Genomic DNA, 16,740 nt, shown 5'->3' with positions numbered 1-16,740 from the left:
GTTGTGTATGAAATTATTATTAGTAGAAGACGAACCGGCGGTAGTATCCGTGATCACGCGCGGTTTGGCGGAAGCCGGCTATGAAGTAAGCGTAGCGCCTGATGGCGCCAGCGGCCTGCGTATGGCCCTCGACAATCCTTCTTTTTTACTGATCATACTGGACGTGATGCTTCCCAACATGAACGGGATAGAAGTATGCCGCGCCCTGCGTGCCGCGCAGGTGGCCACGCCCATCCTCATGCTCACCGCGCTGGGCACCACCGAAAACATCGTGATGGGGCTGGACAGCGGCGCAGACGACTACCTGGTAAAGCCCTTTAAACTGGCCGAACTGGAAGCCCGTATCCGTAGCCTGATGCGGCGCAAAAATAATATAGCCGCTCCTGTTATTGCTAACGAGCAACAGGGCGTATTGCAGGTAGGTGACCTCGAACTGAATACCGACACCAAAGCCGCCAGCAGACAGGGTAAAACCATACAGCTCACCGCCACGGAGTACCGCCTGCTGGAATACCTGATGAAAAATCCCCGCAAAGTATTGTCACGCATGGAAATACTGGAACAGGTATGGGGCATCGACTTCAACATGAACACCAAAGTGGTGGACGTCTATATTAACTATCTCCGGAAAAAAATCAACAAAAACAATCTCCCCGAACTGATACAAACCGTAACAGGACTGGGTTACATGTTAAAAGAACAAACGGCGGATGAAAATACGCACTAAAATACTGCTCATCTTTGCCGGCCTCACCATCTCCACAATCATGGTGATGAGCGTTCTCGTGTATTATTTTGCCAACCAGCATTCCTTTGAGGATTTTTATAAACGGCTCGAAATACGCGCCTACCTTACCGCACGGGCATCTCTCCCCTACTACGAGGCTGATTCCGTGATCTATAACGAGATACGGGACGAACACCTGGAAAAACTGCCCGCGGAAAAAGAATACCTGTTGCAGGTCACCGATACCGGTCATGTACAACAGGACAGCAGCCTGAAACTGCCTGTCAGCTTCTATCAGCAGGTACTGGCCAACAGCAGGGCCACCTACCGTGAAGGCAACCGCTTCTATGAAGGGGTGCTGTACAAAAGCAAACAAGGGCTGTATATCGTCATCGTATCGGCTATCAACCAATACAGCAGCGACTACCTGGCGTGGCTGCGCAAGATCCTGCTGATCTGTTTTGTGGTGTCTTCCGCCATCCTGATCGCAGTAGGCATTTTCTTCTCCCGCTATATTTTCCGGCCTATCCGGGACATCATGCACCAGGTGAAAAGTATCAGCTCCCGTAACCTGCACCTGCGGCTCAACGCCAAAGACAGCCGCGATGAGATCAACGAACTGGCCACTACGTTCAACAATATGCTGGACCGGCTGGAAACGGCCTTTGAAACGCAGAACAACTTCGTCAGCAATGCCTCCCATGAGTTGAGCACTCCGCTTACCGCCATAATCGGGGAAGCTGAACTGGCCCTCAATAAAAACAGAACGCCCGAAAATTACATGGCCGCCCTGCGCAGCATCCTCAGCGAAGCAGGCCGCCTGGAACATATCACCAAAAGCCTGCTGCACCTGGCACAGACCGGCTTCGACGGCAAAAAGCAGGACTGGGGCCTGGTACGTATGGACGAGCTGTTGTTTACCATCAAAAGCACCATCGACAAAATACATCCCGGCAACAAAGTGGAGATCGACTACAGCCTGTTCCCGGAAGAAGAAGAAAAACTGTCTGTCAACGGCAATGAGCAACTGCTGGAACTGGCACTGAGCAACATTGTGATGAATGCCATCAAGTATTCCAACAACCAGCCTGTTTCCATTGCGCTGGCGGCTACCGACCAGAAAGTGATCATCAATATTAAAGATCTTGGTATCGGTATCCCTCCCTCCGATATCCCTTATATTTTTTCTCCTTTCTTCCGCGCCTCCAATACCGGCCTTTTTAAAGGTTATGGCATCGGCCTGCCGCTGGCCATGAACATTATCCGGATGCATAAGGGCGATATCCTGGTAGAGAGCCAGGTAAACGTGGGAACAGAGATCAGGGTTGAACTTCCACTGTAGGGTCTGCTATTCTTACCGTTTTCTTACCACATTCTTACCACCTTTTAACCCCCTTCTTACCGCTTACTAATCTCCCGCTGGTAGCTTTGTTATCATAAAAGCAACAGCTATGAAAAATATACTCATTCCGACCGACTTCTCCATACGTTCCCTGGGATATGTGCACAGCGTTGTAGCGCACTACCCTAACGAATCTGTCAATATCATTTTTATGCATGCCCTGCATATGCCAGATTCGCTGTTTGACTTCATTACGTATACGCGTAACAGCAGGCATATCGAATTGATCACCGCTGATTTTAAAGATGGTTGCGAGATCATCCGTAACAAATACGCGTCTTCAGTCAGCAAGTTAAAAGTGGAATTCTTCCATGGCAATACCAGAGCGGCATTCCGTAATTTCTGCCTGGCGCAGAACGTGGACGTGATATTACAGCCAACAGACAACGATTTTGTTTGTCCTTCCAAAAGAAGCTACAATCCGGTCAAACTGATCGCTGCCTCCAAATATCCTTTAATTAAAACAACATTGACCGGTTCTACCCGGAAGATAATAGCCAAATCAACTATTTCTGCATTGTTGATGGCTTCAGAATAACCTCTAAAAACAGGGTGCTATGTTACTAAAGAAGAATATCCCCTTAAAATATGTATTCGGTAAAATCAAGTTTGAAATGTTGCTGGTAGCGGTATACACCATGATCATCAGCACACTTTATTACCGTTTTGATTTGACTTTCATCGTTATTCCGATAGCCGTACCGATGGTACTAGGCACTGTGTTATCGCTGCTGCTGGCTTTCCGTTCCAACCAGGCGTACGACCGCTGGTGGGAAGCCCGGAGCATCTGGGGCGCTATCGTTAACGATTCCCGTTCCCTGGCAAGACAGGTCTTAAGTTTGATGGATGCAACGTATCAATCGGAAGAGCTGCAGCATTTCCAGGAACGGTTTGTAAAGCGGCAGGCAGCCTGGTGTTACAGTCTCGGCCAGTCATTAAGAAAAACAGACCCGGCAAAAGGATTAGACAGGTTAATAACCAGAAGGGAGTTAAACCATTTGATGAAGTATGATAATGTACCGGCTGCCTTGTTGCTTTTACATGGTAAAGACCTGAAAGAGGCGCTGAATAACGGCTGGATCAACCAGTACCAGCAGGTAAGCATAGACCAGACCTTATCACGCCTGTGTGATTCCATGGGTAAATGCGAAAGGATCAAGAACACGGTATTTCCGGCCACTTACAGCCTGTATACCCACTTTACGCTGATCTTTTTCATCCTGTTGCTGCCTTTTGCGCTGATAGATGTGTTGGGCTTTATGGAGATACCCCTGGTAATTGCCATTGCCTCTTCTTTCCTGCTGATAGAAAAGATGGGCATCAACTTACAGGACCCGTTCGAAAATAAACCTACAGATACGCCGGTAACCACTATTTCCCGCAATATTGAAAAAGACTTGCGGCAGATGTTACAGGAGCAGTACGAACCACAGGAGGAAGTGCTGGAAACGGAAAGAAGGTTTTATGTACTATAGACAATCCGCTCATGTGTCAGTTAACGTCTAAGACAAGGACGTAATTTTATAGCGTTATGAGTTCCCCCGGTTTACACCGGGGGTTTTTCTTGTCCGGCAACCAGATGGGGTAAATGGGGGAAATTGATTATCTTGGTATCATCTATCAAATCCTTTATCAACCCATACATGGCAAGAAATAACTCATTTCTCAGTGATCTGTATAACGAGGAGATAACCGGCGTTGCTTATAAAAACCTGCAGCTGAAAAAAAGCATCCTGTCCTGGTTTGCCAACCAGGGCAATACCACTATCGCTGACCTGAGCAAAGTACTGAATGTAAGTTCACCTAAGATAGCGGAGCTGATCAACGAGCTGATGGAAGCCGGACTGGTAAAGGACTATGGCAAAACAGAATCCACCGTTGGCCGCAGGCCCAATCTGTATGGGCTGGAATCCAACTCCCTTTTCTTCCTGGGCGTGGAAGTAAAAAACAATCATATCAACATAGGCCTGCTCAATTTCCAGAAGGAACTGGTCAAGTTCCAGGAAAAGATCCCCTATGAGCTGAGCAATACCGCCGCCTCGCTGGATGAGCTTTGCCGGCTGATCAGCCAGTTCATCAAAGAGCTGAAAGGCATCGCCAAGAAGATCTCCAGCATCTGCATCAACCTGTCGGGCCGCATCAACTACCGGACCGGCTACAGTTACAGCTACTTCTATTTCAATGAAGAGCCGCTGACCCGCATCATAGAAAGCAAACTGGGCGTTAAAACCTACGTGGAGAACGACTCGCGGTCCATGGCCTATGGCGAGTTCTGTAATGGTGTAGTGAAAAACGAAAAGAACGTGATTTTCATCAATGCCGATTACGGTATAGCCCTTGGCGTTATGATCAACGGGGAATTGTATTATGGTAAATCCGGTTTTGCCGGTGAGTTTGGCCACATTCCTTTCTTTGAGAATGAAATCCTCTGCCATTGTGGTAAAAAGGGCTGCCTGGAAACCGAAACGTCCGGGCAGGCGCTGGTGCGGCAGTTCAAACAGCGGATCGCAGAAGGCGCCACTTCAGGCATCACCAAAAAAGTGGCGGTAAAGGACATCACGCTGGAAGATATTTTGGATGCCGCCAATCATGACGATACGCTGGCCATAGAACTGATTGCCGCCATTGGAGAGAAGCTGGGCAAGGGCATTGCCATCCTGATCAACCTATATAACCCGGAACTGATTATTTTGGGAGGGGCATTGTCGGCCACGGGAGAAACGATTTTCCTGCCTTTACGAAGTGCTATCAATAAATATTCCCTGAGCCTGGTGAACAACGATACGCAGTACAAGCTGTCCAAATTAGGCAGCAGGGCCGGCGTGATTGGCGCCTCCCTGCTGGCCCGCAATAAGTTGTTTGATATGCTGTAGGCCCTTATTTCCACGGCAGCACCACCCAGGGGCTGTCCGGTGCCTGTAACAGATAGTTCATATTGTTTTGCAGTGCCTGGAAGCTGTCTTCCTCTACGCCGTTCCATACGCAGCGGGCAAACTGATACGACAGTGACAGGTGTTTCCACGAGCTATAGGTACGCCGTATCACCGGTACGCAGGCCATGATCTGCTCCAGGGCCGCGTCATAACCGATGTAACCCGCGTCCAGTCCCGCCCTGGACAGGTTGATGATACGGGCAAAGTCCCATATCAGCATGTCCGGCTGCAGTTTGTCGTGGATAAGTTGTTTGCTGCGGAACAGTTCCAGCGCGTCGCGGGTATTGCGCAGGCGCTCCATCACCACCGCTTCTTCCAGCTCATTGGCCGCGATGTATTCCCGCAGAAAGGCTTTGCTTTCCTTCATCGATACGCTGTTGATGGCTTGCAGGATGATATCATAGTCGATCCTGTGGCCGCTTTCACGGAGCCAGGAAAACATATCGTACAACTCTTCGGGGCTGTCGATGTCCCACCATTCGGACAGTAGCTGCCGGCATTCCTGTTTAGAGAACCCTGTTGTAATGTCATTAAGGTATTGGCCATTGAGGAAAGCCAGATCGGCCCCGCAGGCTACGGCCCATTGCTGTTCCTGGGTTAATAGGCTGGTTTTATTCAGCAAAACGGCTTCGGGCTCCCGGCTGAGTGCTTCTTCATCAGCGTCGTCGCCGGTGAAAAACTGATTAAACTGTTTCATACCTTCAGCAAACGGGAGTAATTGATCAGCCGTATTCATCGACTGCTCCATCTGCTGGCGGTACAGGTTAATCATCTCATTGCTCAGGCCCATATCCTTCAGTTGCTGCCAGTACAGTTCCATATACTGCTGGGAATTCATGGGAAATGGTTTTTGGGTATGGTTTGGTTGTATTCGTATTCTGATACAAGATAGACATTCCCGTTATTATAACCAAAAACCATCTTGTGAGGCAACCTCACTTTTCGCATTGGCTATCAATTACTTAATTCCATATAACACGAAATAACCATATCTCTATCATCCTTACAAGCAAGGAATTACGGCCCACTTGCCGGCAGAGGCACGCCCTGTTAGGCCTATAACAGCTTTCCGGTGACCAATAGCCGACAGCGATAATATAGGCGTCTCCGTTATAGAAAATATATAAAGCTGCATATGACGGTCCACCTCAAATAAAAACAGCATAACCTCCGGAGAAGTTATGCTGTCACTAAGCAACAAAGCGGGATCATTTACCTGTATTCACCGGATTAGGTCTTGCCTCCCCGCCACCCGGCAGGGTTACAAAATAAGGCGTGCCATAACCATTGCCCGGCCGGAAAAAATCTGTGGAAATAATCTGCGCGCCGCTTTTAAACGCTGCGTCCGCACGGGTATGGTCATTCACCTTGGCTTCATAAGTTTCAATATCGGAACGGGTCCTGATCAGGAAACCCTGTTGCACCGCCTGCTGTATCTCCTGCCGGCGCACGATAGCATTGTCCAACAGGAAAAAAGCGGCATAGCTGTCTTGCGGCTGCGATTGCATAAACATCGCCCGGCCTTCGAGGTTAGGCCTGTTTTTAGCATAGTCGGATACCAGGTTCATGCCCGCCGTAGAAGGCAGTAACAGGAAAATAAATTTCCCTCTGGCAGCTTTTACGGTCGGCCAGTTTTTAGCCAGCACGGCATCGCGCAGCGTAGGGTATTTGCCGTGTACGTCATCGGGAGTGATGAGCTTATCGCGGCCCAGCTGTGCAACCACCTCCTGGTCCAACGCGTCGAAGGCTTTTTCATCGAAAGGCAGCACTTCTGCGGAGCCGGGGAACAACGGAATGCCTTTGTCTTTCGCTTCAATCATCACGTAAATGGGGAAGTGGCCAGGATGCGCATCTGACCAGGTACGCATGGCAGCCAGCGCGCCTTTAAAGGTGGTGTAGTGGGTACGGAAATCAATATCGGCCATGTGCAACACCTTGAAGCCCGGCTTGTCCAGGTCCTTGGTATCAAAAGGCGCGAGGTTGGTCACTCCTTTCTGGCGCAGCACACGGTAAGCGGCAGGGTCATTAAAACGGTTACCGGTAGGATCATTGTACACATCTATCTCGATGCTTCTGATACCTGCGTCCAGCTGCACGTCGAATGGAGGATGGTTGTAACGTAGTCCTTCGCTCATCTTCATGGAATTGGGATGAAACTCCTGGAAAGCCGCCAGTTGTTCTTTCGGCATGCTCTTCATAAATGTCTGGCCCAGCTTTTCAAGGATAGGATCGATCATGGCCAGCACCGAGGAGTCTACCGGACGGGCATAGCTGTTGTGGGTGCCCAGCACCTGTACCTGATTTATTTTAAGTGTGTCCAGCGACTGTGCCCCGCAAACGGCGGTAGCACAGGCCATCAGCATTGTTCCCAACGCACGGGTAATAGTTGTCTGCATCGTCAGTTGTTTTTTTTGTTAGAAAATTTTAACGCTCACGCCTATCTGTCCGCGGAAAGAATACCATTCAGCTTGTTCCACGCGGTCGAAAGTGCCATGGTAGTAGCGTACCGGCGCATTGGTGATATTGTTCAGTTCCAGGAATGTCCTGACTTTAGGTGTGATGGCGTAGGAAGCGGAAAAGTCCACGGTGAAATTCTCAGCGTACCAGCGGTAGTGGTCTGGGCCGGCAGCCTGGCGGATCACGTCCAGGTATTTGCCCTTATAGTTACCGGCTATCCTGGCCATAAATTTCCCGTATTCATACAGCAATGAGGCGTTGAAGATATGTTTGGCCTGTTTGGGAATAACACTGTTGTCTTCGATCTTTTGGTTATTCACAAACCGCGGTATCTTCACGCGGGAATCAGTGTAGGTGTAGTTCACATCTACCCCAAACCCTTTCCAGAAGCCAGGCAGGCCGGTGAACCTTTTTACAAAACCGGCCTCAAAGCCTGCCAGCCAGGCCCCTTGCAGGTTCTGCGGCTCGCTCACCGTATATTGTATACCGTTAATGTTTTCGGAAGACTGGTTGGTATATACCAGGTCAGTAAGTTTTTTATAGAAAACTCCTACGTTGACCATACCGATGCCACCGAAATAATGTTCTGCCATCAGGTCGAAGTTATTGGCAAACGTAGGCTTCAGGGCGGCATTGCCGCGGGTGATCAGTTTATTGGCATCGTCCTGTGTGATGCCTGGGTTCAGGTTATTGAAGTCCGCACGGGCGAAGCTGCGGGTATATGCCACACGGAGTATATCCTTGTCCGTTACATTGTATTTCACATGCAGCATCGGCAGGAAAGCGTTGTAGCTGTTGTCCTGGCTGATAGCCGTTACCTGTTTGCCATTCACCCTGCTGCCGTTGAACGTCACTTTATTGTACTCGTTACGGATACCGCCGGTCAGCGTGATTTTCTCAGAGGCTTTATATTCGCCCATCACGTAGAGCGCATATACGTTTTCCACACCGCTGAAGTATTTGGTGGCCCCTGACGCATTGGTAGCGGAATCCACCTGGAAAGGATACAGCTTGTACTGGCTGATGCCTTCCGGCGTTACGAGCGATTTCAGGTTGCCCAATGCCATCTGATCGATGATCACGTTGTTATAGGGTGAATGGATTTCAGACAGGAAGCCGCCGTTATAAGGGAATGGCTCAGTACCCAGGCTGGCCATGGAAGGCGCCGCGCCCTGCATACCGGCGATGTATACATTGTAGGGAGACTGCACCACTTTGTCTTTGTGAATGAACTTACCACCGAATTTCAGCATCAGTTTTTCCGACGGGGTGTATTTCAGGTTGAAGTTGAAACGTTTGTTCTCCTCCCAGTTGGTGGCGCGCAGCATGATCACCTGCGACAGTTTCATGGCATCTGCGGTAATCGGTGTGTTGGCGGAGATATGCGGCAATACTGCGTCTATTACGTCTCCTTTTCCGTCAGGGGCGTCCATGGCGAGGTATTTTTTACCATCGGCTGCCAGTCCCTCATATGCGACGGCCTGCTGGAAAGTGGCCATGGGATAGTATCCGGGGTCTTTAAACCGGAACTTCGACTTGTCCATGCCGGCTGCCCAGTCGAAGGTGAGTTTCCCTGACAAAACCGACTGGCCGCTCAATTCCGCCGAATACAGGTCTGTGAAGTAATGGGAAGCCCTGTCGGTGATGGTGGCGTTTTTGTTGTTGAAGTAGAAGTATGTCTCGCGTACGTTCTGCCCATCGAGGAAAGAGCTGTAGATACCTTTGAACTGTACCTTGTGCCTGTCGTTGAATTTGTATTCCAGGCCGGCGTTGAGACCGGTGGTTTTGCGGTGGGCAATATAATCGCGCAATTGCAGGTCGGTGATGGAATAGGACTGTTTTACATCAGGATTGGCGAAATCATAGTTCATATTATAGCGGTCCTGTGCAGAGGTACGGTCCCAGATGACGGCCGACACTACAAAGCCCAGTTTGCCTTTCAACAGGCGGTCGCCATAAACGATGGACGCATTATAGGAACCTTTGCGGGCCTGATCGCCATATCCACCGGCGGCGTTGATCCGTAGCATCCTTGACTGTGGCGCCGCTTTGGTGATGAAGTTGACAGATCCGCCAATGGCATCGCCTTCCATATCAGGGGTGATGGCTTTTGACAGCTGTACATATTCTATCAGTTCCGAAGGGAAGATGTCCATCTGAATACGGCGGTCGGTATAATCCAGGCTGGCCGTGGGCAGGCGGTTACCGTTCAGCAGGGTGGCGCTCCACTGGATAGGGGTGCCACGTACGGACACATAACGTCCTTCACCCTGGTCACGCTCAATAGAAACACCCTGGATACGCTGCACTGCTTCTGCCGCGTTGCGGTCCGGCAGTTTGCCGATAGCATCGGCAGCCAATACCTCCATAATGCCTGGTGCGTTCTTTTTGATGCTGATGGCACGTATCTGAGAACCGGCAGAAGCGCCTTTCACGACCACTTCTCCCAGCACATCGTTGGCAGGTTCCATCATAATGGCGCCCAGCTGGTTTAATCCCGGTTTGACATCTACCGTTATTGTTTTAACGGCAAACCCCACATAATTGATCTTCAGGGTCACTTTCCCTGTCTTCCGGAGGGTGATGTTAAAAACCCCGGAAAGATCAGTCTGTGCCCCCGCGCCATCGATCACGATGGTAGCCGAAGGCAAGGGACCCTCTTTGGATAAAATACTCCCTCTGATCTGCTGTGCCGTACAGAAAACAGGCAGGAGTAAAATCAGTAATAAAAGCCGGCTGCTCATGGCGAAAAATATTTTTCCGCAAAGTTGAACGAGCGGCCGGAGGAAGTCGTCCTTGTAGATAAATCCGTACGGATTTATCTATCGGGGGAAACAAAAACCATTACTATCAACTTAAAATCAACCAGTTATAAAACATTACGGAATTGTTAAGCCATTCACGTTGATTGTATTTCGTGTAGTGACCACTACCGTATTTTTACTTTTCATATAGGCGGAAGGGGTAGTACCGGTGACTTTTTTGAAGTACTGGTTGAACGATGACTTGGAATGAAAACCGGCTTCAAATGCCAGGGAGAGAATGTTGGGTGTCTCTTTCTCCTCGCGGTATTTGTCCAGCAGCTTCACCACTTCCCTGATCCTGTATTCATTGATGAACTGATAAAAAGATTGTCCGAGGTATTGGTTCAGCGCTTCCGAGAGATGGTGCCGCGATATCTCCATCGCCGCGGCCAGTTTATCCAGCGTCAGCTCCGGATCTTTATAAAGGGCCTTTTCGTACATCCATTGTTTCAACTGTGTCGCAATGGCAGCCTGCTGCGAGGCAGACAGCACCGATTTCCGCGGAAGCGCCGAAGTATCGGCTGCCGCTTCTTCTTCAACGGGTCCCTCTTCAACAGCAGCAACAGCAGGCGTATTCTCCATCAGTGGCAAGGTGGTGCCGGTGTCCATCAAAAATAAAATCCTTACGCGCCCAATGGCCAGGCAAATACTTAACAGGGAAATATAGGTACCTATTCTTCCCCAGAGGTGGCTATCGATGACGAACCGGGAAGCGGGGGAAAGGTAATTATTGACCGTCAGCAGCAAACTAAAAAACGTCATGGCCAGAAACATAATCGCCATAAACCGGACCAGCTGTTTTTCTGACTGCCAGAAAGCCGGGATACGGCGGGCTTCCCACAGCGACAATATTGAATATAACGGGAAAGACACCAGTGCTATATATCCCACCGTCTGGTTGTAATAAATAATGGCGGGAGGAGTTTTACCGTTGTGCGCAATGATATAACCTGCAATCGAAAAATAGGCTATAGCGCCGGCGACCGCAGGCAGGAGATGCAGGTAGTTGCTCCGCCCGGCCTTTTGATACCTTCCGGAAAGATGGGTAGTATACATCCATAATACCGGCGCATACATCAATGTGATAAACGTGTAATACTGCTTGTGGATTTCCGCATGCGGGAACAGCGTATGCAACATAAAACCGGCGCCCAGATGCACAAACACCAACATTAAAAACCAGCTCAATATATTATCAGAAGATCTTTTCTTATGGCTGATAATAAATATGCTGAATATGACCAATGCCTGAAAAGCGCCCAGTAAAATAATATACTTCATAACACCCCTGTTTAATGATTTCGGGTGTGAAGCTACATAACCACTATTAAGAAATTATTACCAACGACTCAGCGCTGTGCCGGTGCCGGTTGCCGGAACACCGGGTAATGGTCCAGCAGCAGGGCGCCCAGCGTTTCCCAGTCAGGCGCCTGTTCCCGGATGCCAAGCATACCGGCGATCGCGGAAAAGATGTCCGCTTTGGTTTTGCCTTCATTCCTGAAGTAACGCACGGCAGTAGCGCCTTCCGACTTGGAGAGCTTTTTACCGGGTGTTTCCATCAGGAGGGTATGATGATAAAAGGTCGTGTTACAGAAGCGGTCCATACCCGCCAGCCTGGCCAGGTATAGCTGTGCCAGCGTGGAATCCCACAGGTCTTCCCCCCGGACGATAAGGTCTATGCCGAAGTAGTCGTCATCTATCACGGATGCCAGCTGATAGGCAGCATGGCCGTCTTTTTTTCTCACCACAAAATAACGTTGTTCATCCGGCAGAGTGGCCGGCAGCAAGCCGTCGCCCGTGTGCATATGCAATGTTAGCGGCGCAGCGGTATTGACGCGCCAGCAAACATCAGGGCCGTCCCAGGGCAGTTGGCGGTGAAGGCAATGACCATCATAAATACCGCCGGCATGTTGTAACCTTGACCGGCTACAGTCGCAGGCAAAGAGCTTCCCTCCTGCTTTCAGCGCCGCCAGCGCCTGTTGATACAGCGCTTCACGGTGCAGCTGCGACCATTCCTGCTTCAGGTCGTCCGGTGAGCGGGGCCCTTCTTCCCACGGTATTTCCAGGAAATGTAAGGTATCGAAGATGTCCTGCACGTATTCCGGTCTTACCCGTTGCTGGTCCATATCGTCTATCCGTAGGAGGATAGCGGCGCAGCAGCGGCGTGCGAGGGTGGCCGTGAGCACAAAAGAGAACACGTTGCCCAAGTGCAGAAAGCCGCTGGGCGTAGGCGCGATACGGGTTTTACGGTGCGCCGGATAGTCATGGCTGAGCAGTATCTTTTCTATGAGGAAGCTGTTTTTCGCAAAAATACTGCTGCGGGCGTAAAAAAATTTTGCTGATTTGTTGGAAAATAAAAAAAGAATTCTTTACCTTCGCACTCCCTTAGGGGAAAAGGATTGGTAGTTCAGTCGGTTAGAATGCCGCCCTGTCACGGCGGAGGTCGCGGGTTCGAGTCCCGTCCAGTCCGCAAAATCTCGAAAAAAACCCGCGCATAGCGCGGGTTTTCTATTTTAAGCCGAGTATTTAGTCGAGGTAATGTTGGACATCAGGCCATTGGTAAGAAACAACTCATTCTACGCGAACTTCGGTCTCACAAATGGCATTCGGGCGCCCTTCCTATTTTTCAGTTTACATATTCCGCGTTGATAAAATTATTTCTCCTTAATTTTTATTCTATGCTGCTTACCCCATTTAATCATCTCTTCAATAATGGGTTGCATGCTAAGACAATAGGTTGTTGGTTTATATTCAATCCACAGCGGATATTCGTCGTGAATTATTCTTTTGATCAGCTTATTTGCTTCCAGCTCTTTAAGCTCTTTGCTTAGCATTTTTGTGGTGATCTTTGGAATGTTTTTGCGGATTTCCATAAAACGATTGTTTCCATTACATAAAGAAAAAATGATCAGTAATTTCCATTTTCCGCTTAAAACATAAAGGGTGTCCTGCACGTAATGCATTTCCTTTTCGGTATAAATCCTTTTCGTGATCAATGACATAACTTTCTTGATTTAGTATACAAAAGTATACCTGTATCAAAAGTATACTTCGCCGGATTAATTTTGCTCTGTACAAAAAGAGTAAAATATGAATTCTGAAAAAGAGCTACAATACCTGCAAGACCGCATACATATCCAGGATACTATATGCAGGTATGCAATTGGGCAGGATGCACACCAGGGAAATGACTGGAACGTGCTTGAGCAATGGAAAGATACGTTTACTTCCGATGCCATGTTGGACTTTACAGTTTTTGGTATACCGGTATGCTCCTGTGAACAACTCGCTTTTTATATGCGTGGGGACGAAACACAAAAAGGCAAAATGAATGGAATGTTCTCAAACTGGCAGCATATGCTTGGGCTACCACTGGTTAGCGTGCAAGAAAATGAAGCAATGGCAAGAACCGACGTATGGGCCACACATAATAGTATTACAAACAAAGTGACGTCTCCTTATGCACTATATGCCGCCGGTGCTTTTCACGATAAACTGGTAAGAACTCCTCAAGGCTGGAGAATACAATTAAGACGTATGGAACTATACTTCATGAATACGGTCCCTGTTATTGCAGTGCCGGGTGATGTAACGGATGTTATAAGCAGAACCTGATATGATTGTAAGGACAGATTACATTAGCTGCAAAAATCAACTGGCGGAAAAGAAAGAAAGGCTGCTCGTGACCGCAGCGTGAAATGCTCCGCAAAAAGCAGGGCATTTTTTATTCTATTCAAGGGCCGATCTGCATAATTCATGTACCTTTAATGAGGTATTCTTCGCACCTAAATTACCCTGCATGAATCAGCCGCTATTATTCTTCTCGACCGGGTACTTTATCTACATAGGCCGTGCCGTCGATACGGTTGTTCACCAGCACCATGCCTTACAGATCGCCATTAGTTTTGAGGATACCATAGAGATCATCACCTCCGGTGCTGTGATCAAACACAGAGCTGTTATCATCGATTCCGATCAACCACACGAGTGCAGAACGTACAACAATACCTTTCTGCTGATCAATATCGATCCGGAATGCAAAACAGGAGCTGGCCTTAAGAAGGCCTGCCTGTCCGGCCAGCCAATAGCAGCATTGCCGGAAACAATGATGGAGGCATTATTGGAAGAAATAAAACCACTACTGGCAGACGATACCAATGCGGACAACATCTTTCATATTACGCTGCAATTCCTCCGGCAACTTTCCCATACAGGAGGCAATGAGGACATGGACGACAGGATTACCAGGGTGCTGGAAGTTCTCAAACAGCCAGGACAAGAGCCGTTAAAAATCAAAGATTTATCAGCTATGGTCTATCTTTCTCCCAGCCGGCTCATTCACTTATTTACGACACAGGTCGGTATTCCTATCAGAAAATATATGCTGTGGGTCAAACTTTTAACGGCGGTACAGTACATCATTGCCGCCAGGGACCTGACGGATGCAGCCCTCGAAGCCGGTTTCTCCGACGCCCCGCACTTCAACCGGACATTCAAACGAATGTTTGGGCTGGCCCCTTCCCTGTTACTCAAGAATAGCCAAATCATTCAAGCCTATGTAAAGTAACAGCGGGACCTTTGCATAAGATAAACCAAACTTTATTTTATGTACGCAATTAATCACGCTGCAACAGCTTTACTGCTAAAGAAAAAGGAACCCAAACTGCCTTTGTTTCCGTTGTTAGTCTCCGTGCAACTGGTGGAGGTATTATGGGTGCTTTTCAACTACCTGGGCTGGGAACATTTTTCAATTTCCGGCGGCAGCGTTCATCTCGACTACCTGCCGTATTCCCATTCAATTTTTTCCGGAGTTGTTGCCGCGGCAGTTTCATTTTGTGTGATCAACTGGGGCTATAAAAACAGGAAGCTCGCCTTTGCCTTTGCCATTGGCGTGGTGTCCCATGTGATCATTGATATGGTCTTCCATGAAAAGGATATTCAGCTGTCGCCGTTCTCTGCCACGCCGGTACTGGGGTTCGGTATTATCGATCACCCTGTCCTGAATTTCATCATTGAATTTGCCTACGGAATATTCTGCTGGTGGTATTTTAAAGGCAGCAGGGCATTACTTTGGGTGATCATTGTATTCAATGTCATTGACCTGCCGATTATGCTGGCACACGGCGATGCATTGACGCCTTTTATGCATTATCCGTTTCTGTTGCCAACGGTGATATTATTTCAGATACTTATTACCTGGTATTTTGTTTACCGCTATGCAAGTCTTAGGGGTGAAGCACGGGAGGCGATTAATAATTAAAAACAGACGAGCCTTCAAATGCAGGATTTGAAGGCTCATTTAGGTTACTGCATATACCCCGAAGCCAACAGGAACTTATCCAACTCAGTAAGTTGTTCATTATCCAAATGCAGCATATAGTCGATCGCTTTAGCCTTGTCTGAGGCATGTTCATAATAGGATTTACAGATCGCGTATCCTACAAAATATCCGAGATCAACGCCGTTATACAACCAGTCCTTTAGTGCTGTTCCATGCATTTGTTGCCTGAACTTTTCCCATATTTCTTTTTCATGTTCTCTACCGTAACGCATATACGGGGTACTTAACGGATGCTGCAGCAACAATTCCGCCATAAAATCACACATGCCTTCTGCAATACAGGCTCCCAGCAGATTGGTATGGGCCCTGCCCTCCATATCCCCTCCTTTGTGTTGGGTATGGGACAATTCATGCGCCACGATCTGTAAAATACCCGGGTTATCTTTAAAATAGTTTTGCAAAAACGGGTGAAGACCCGCTGAGTTAGTAGCACTGTCAGCTGCCCCGATCTCTGTTCCTATCAGCACTTCAGTTTCTGTAGTCGTTCCTCCGGTGCCGATAAATCCAATCGTAAAATAAATGTCCGGTGTTTTAAATGATGGGTACAATTTTTTATAGGCAGCTATCAGTTTTTCAAAATCCGCTGTATACGCTTTTACCTTCAGGGTGTTGGATCTGACAGATGTCCAGAAAGCAGGATGGGCGAAAATACCCTGCCGAAATTTTTCCGGTGTCCAGTTTCTGATACGGGCCAGTTCTTTTAACCCTTTAGTTCCTTTGTCCAGGTACATGGTCTGTATGAGATGTACCTGCGTTGCGGAATCACTCACAGTATGCACACTGTCAAATGTTTTCCAGAACAGATCTATATCTGAATAGCAAATCTTCGTTTGTGCATGGAGGGTGTTAACAACCAACACTGTCAGCAACAAAATGACATAACTTTTGATGGAGTGCATATACAAGTTATTTAGGGATAAATAAATGTAACTAAAAAGAAGCGAAAGAGCGAAAGATATGGCAGTAATCCCCCTACTTTTAGTTGTACCCCTCAATCTGATGGGTCAGTACCCTACAACAACATACAGCCTCTATCCGCCAATACCGGATAGAGGCTGTACGAAAAAATACTATTG

General features: G+C 48.3%; 15 protein-coding genes and 1 tRNA gene. 9 read left to right on the top strand and 7 right to left on the bottom strand.

Going from position 1 to position 16,740, the window contains the following annotated elements; genetic code table 11:
* The first annotated feature begins 7 nt into the window (after nucleotides 1–7).
* From ACTJJS_RS00365 to ACTJJS_RS00345, 5 genes are all read left to right on the top strand, one after another.
* Complete coding sequence (locus ACTJJS_RS00365; RefSeq protein ID WP_440661968.1) at nucleotides 8–727, top strand: response regulator transcription factor; 720 nt, start codon at nucleotides 8–10, stop codon at nucleotides 725–727.
* Complete coding sequence (locus ACTJJS_RS00360; protein ID WP_440661967.1) at nucleotides 711–2,069, top strand: ATP-binding protein; 1,359 nt, start codon at nucleotides 711–713, stop codon at nucleotides 2,067–2,069. The genes ACTJJS_RS00365 and ACTJJS_RS00360 overlap by 17 nt, the downstream gene beginning before the upstream one ends.
* A gap of 109 nt (nucleotides 2,070–2,178) precedes the next feature.
* A complete protein-coding gene (locus ACTJJS_RS00355) occupies nucleotides 2,179–2,667 on the top strand; it encodes a hypothetical protein (RefSeq protein ID WP_168869839.1) in 489 nt (162 codons plus the stop codon).
* 19 nt (nucleotides 2,668–2,686) lie between these two features.
* Nucleotides 2,687–3,604 carry a bestrophin family protein gene (locus ACTJJS_RS00350; RefSeq protein ID WP_440661965.1) on the top strand — a complete coding sequence of 306 codons (918 nt, stop codon included), beginning with the start codon at nucleotides 2,687–2,689 and terminating at the stop codon, nucleotides 3,602–3,604.
* A gap of 168 nt (nucleotides 3,605–3,772) precedes the next feature.
* Nucleotides 3,773–5,002, top strand: coding sequence for an ROK family transcriptional regulator (locus tag ACTJJS_RS00345; protein WP_168869841.1), 1,230 nt, complete (start codon nucleotides 3,773–3,775; stop codon nucleotides 5,000–5,002).
* 4 nt (nucleotides 5,003–5,006) lie between these two features.
* Here ACTJJS_RS00345 and ACTJJS_RS00340 read toward each other — a convergent pair whose 3' ends face one another.
* From ACTJJS_RS00340 to ACTJJS_RS00320, 5 genes are all read right to left on the bottom strand, one after another.
* Entirely contained in the window at nucleotides 5,007–5,900 is an 894-nt protein-coding gene (locus tag ACTJJS_RS00340; RefSeq protein WP_440661963.1) for a DUF1266 domain-containing protein, read from the bottom strand.
* A 370-nt stretch (nucleotides 5,901–6,270) separates the two neighbouring features.
* A complete protein-coding gene (locus ACTJJS_RS00335) occupies nucleotides 6,271–7,458 on the bottom strand; it encodes a Ca2+-dependent phosphoinositide-specific phospholipase C (protein ID WP_440661962.1) in 1,188 nt (395 codons plus the stop codon).
* An 18-nt stretch (nucleotides 7,459–7,476) separates the two neighbouring features.
* Nucleotides 7,477–10,263, bottom strand: a complete 2,787-nt coding sequence (locus ACTJJS_RS00330; RefSeq protein WP_440661961.1) for a TonB-dependent receptor — start codon at nucleotides 10,261–10,263, stop codon at nucleotides 7,477–7,479.
* Nucleotides 10,264–10,398: 135 nt separating this feature from the next.
* On the bottom strand, nucleotides 10,399–11,604 hold the full coding sequence (locus ACTJJS_RS00325; protein WP_440661960.1) for a helix-turn-helix domain-containing protein: 1,206 nt from the start codon (nucleotides 11,602–11,604) through the stop codon (nucleotides 10,399–10,401).
* A 68-nt stretch (nucleotides 11,605–11,672) separates the two neighbouring features.
* Nucleotides 11,673–12,560, bottom strand: a complete 888-nt coding sequence (locus ACTJJS_RS00320) for a glutamate--tRNA ligase family protein (RefSeq protein ID WP_440662969.1) — start codon at nucleotides 12,558–12,560, stop codon at nucleotides 11,673–11,675.
* Between the two features lie 159 nt (nucleotides 12,561–12,719).
* Between ACTJJS_RS00320 and ACTJJS_RS00315 the strand changes: the two genes are divergently transcribed.
* Nucleotides 12,720–12,793, top strand: a tRNA-Asp gene (locus ACTJJS_RS00315).
* Between the two features lie 184 nt (nucleotides 12,794–12,977).
* Here the strand turns inward: ACTJJS_RS00315 and ACTJJS_RS00310 are convergent.
* Nucleotides 12,978–13,325: a winged helix-turn-helix transcriptional regulator gene (locus ACTJJS_RS00310; RefSeq protein WP_440661959.1), complete on the bottom strand. Its 348-nt coding sequence runs from the start codon at nucleotides 13,323–13,325 to the stop codon at nucleotides 12,978–12,980.
* Between the two features lie 88 nt (nucleotides 13,326–13,413).
* Here ACTJJS_RS00310 and ACTJJS_RS00305 point away from each other — a divergent pair, with 88 nt between their 5' ends.
* The 3 genes from ACTJJS_RS00305 (at nucleotide 13,414) to ACTJJS_RS00295 (ending at nucleotide 15,583) form a co-directional block, all read left to right on the top strand.
* Nucleotides 13,414–13,938 carry a nuclear transport factor 2 family protein gene (locus ACTJJS_RS00305; protein WP_440661958.1) on the top strand — a complete coding sequence of 175 codons (525 nt, stop codon included), beginning with the start codon at nucleotides 13,414–13,416 and terminating at the stop codon, nucleotides 13,936–13,938.
* 184 nt (nucleotides 13,939–14,122) lie between these two features.
* Nucleotides 14,123–14,890 (top strand): helix-turn-helix domain-containing protein, encoded by a 768-nt coding sequence (locus ACTJJS_RS00300; RefSeq protein WP_440661957.1) that lies wholly within the window; start codon nucleotides 14,123–14,125, stop codon nucleotides 14,888–14,890.
* Nucleotides 14,891–14,929: 39 nt separating this feature from the next.
* Complete coding sequence (locus tag ACTJJS_RS00295) at nucleotides 14,930–15,583, top strand: hypothetical protein (protein WP_440661956.1); 654 nt, start codon at nucleotides 14,930–14,932, stop codon at nucleotides 15,581–15,583.
* A gap of 44 nt (nucleotides 15,584–15,627) precedes the next feature.
* On the opposite strand, the gene ACTJJS_RS00290 is transcribed toward ACTJJS_RS00295, so the two are convergent.
* Entirely contained in the window at nucleotides 15,628–16,563 is a 936-nt protein-coding gene (locus ACTJJS_RS00290) for a DUF2268 domain-containing putative Zn-dependent protease (protein ID WP_440661955.1), read from the bottom strand.
* Nucleotides 16,564–16,740 lie beyond the last annotated feature (177 nt).

Source organism: Chitinophaga sp. 22308 (assembly GCF_052045305.1).
GTDB classification, from domain to species: domain Bacteria; phylum Bacteroidota; class Bacteroidia; order Chitinophagales; family Chitinophagaceae; genus Chitinophaga; species Chitinophaga varians_A.
This window is presented reverse-complemented; position numbering and strand designations above follow the sequence as displayed.